The 1,685-nt window shown below is 46.4% G+C and carries 1 protein-coding gene; it reads right to left on the bottom strand.

Annotated elements, in window-relative coordinates:
• Positions 1-91 precede the first annotated feature (91 nt).
• Complete coding sequence (locus BGL89_RS07355; protein ID WP_286825135.1) at positions 92-1,231, bottom strand: citrate synthase; 1,140 nt, start codon at positions 1,229-1,231, stop codon at positions 92-94.
• Between the last annotated feature and the right edge of the window lie 454 nt (positions 1,232-1,685).

Raw genomic sequence — 1,685 nt, 5'->3', positions numbered from 1 at the left:
GGTTCAGTTTTTAGCTTGGTTATCGCTTTTTCCATTGTAGCTTAAAGCCGTCGTAAAACGACGGGGTTTTAACCCAAATTTTCGATAAAATCTAAGAACGTTGTTCGATCGGTGTATAGGGGACTTCGTGTTCTCCAGTGTAGATTTGGGTAGGACGGAAAATGCGATTAGCATTTAATTGTTCTTTCCAGTGGGCCAACCAACCGGCCACCCGGGAGATGGCAAAAATCGGGGTAAATAAATCACTGGGGATGCCTAATTTCCGATAGACCAATCCCGAATAGAAATCCACATTAGCATAGATGCCTTTTTCGCCGTAGATATCCACCACTGCTTGTTCTAATTCTAGGGCGATATCGTAGTATTCATCGGAACCTAACTCCGCGAATAATTGTTCAGCAAGGTTTTGTAAAATCGTCGCCCGGGGATCCTTAACTTTATATACCCGGTGTCCAAAACCCATAACTTTTTGTTTATTGGCGATACATTTTTCCACATAGGGACGAACATTAGCCACCGAACCGATTTCCTCTAACATTAACAATACTTCCTCGTTTGCGCCACCGTGGAGGGGGCCAGCGAGAGTTCCCACTGCTGAAGCGATGACACCGTAGGGGTCGGTTAAAGTGGAAGCCGTCACCATGGCCGAAAAAGTCGAGGCATTCATGGTATGTTCGGCGTGGAGGGTCAAACAGACATCGAAAACTTTCGCCGCTAAATCCGTTGGTCGTCTTTCCGTCAACATATAGAGGAAATTGGCCGCATAATCAAGACTATCGTTGGGCTGAATGGGATGATTACCTTTGCGAATTAATTGAAACGCCGCCACCATGGTGGGGATTTTCGCTAATAGCCGCACTACTGCTTGACGGATATAGTCGGGATTATCCAAAGCCCGACGGGCATAGTATAACCCTAAAGCCGCCGCCGAAGTTTGTAGCGCATCCATGGGATGGCCTTTTTCGGGGAAGCATTTCATCATGTCTTCGATACGGTACTTGATGCGTCGATGATAACGGATTTCATCGGCAAATTCTTCCAGTTCCGCCCCCGTGGGCAGAACACCCCAGATAAGGAGATAGGCGGTTTCGAGGAAGGTACTTTTTTCGGCGAGTTCCTCAATCCGAATGCCCCGATACTCTAAGATTCCCTTTTGCCCATCCACAAAGCTGATACTCGATTGGGCGGCGGGAATTCCTTCTAAACCTGGCCGATATTCACAAACTGTCATAGTTCTACTTTCCGTGGCGAAGATTAAGCCCCAACGCTAACTTACTTGATCTTTCCACCCTTACCGAAATTTTATAGAAATTCTTCGGTTCTGCCTCTCCCGTTCAGGATTAGGGAGAAGTGGACGGAAATTACTCCTATTTAGCGATTGCTTCGTCGATTTAGTCAACCCTGCCCTAGCGCATTTTTTCTGGGCTTACTGTTCCGACTCTAGCTAGAGGACTTGATATTTATCTACTTTTATTGTAGCGAGACTATCTCGATCGATTGAGCCGATCAATCAATAATTTTTTTAAATCTCCTCGGGATTAATATTTAACTCCCGCAGTTTTGCCGCCAATCGTTCGGCCCGTTGCCGTTCCGCTTCGGCCCGTTGTCGTTCTTGGTTGTAACTGGTGAAAGGTTGACCATCGGGATAATACAACAGTAACTCTGGTTGGGCTAATTGAAAACGA

This window comes from Microcystis sp. LSC13-02 (assembly GCA_002282935.1).
Lineage (GTDB): Bacteria > Cyanobacteriota > Cyanobacteriia > Cyanobacteriales > Microcystaceae > Microcystis.
This window is presented reverse-complemented; position numbering and strand designations above follow the sequence as displayed.

Coding starts and splice junctions, on each gene's coding strand:
- BGL89_RS07355 (WP_286825135.1), bottom strand. CDS start 1,231: ATGACAGTTTGTGAATATCGGCCAGGTTTAGAAGGAATTCCCGCCGCC.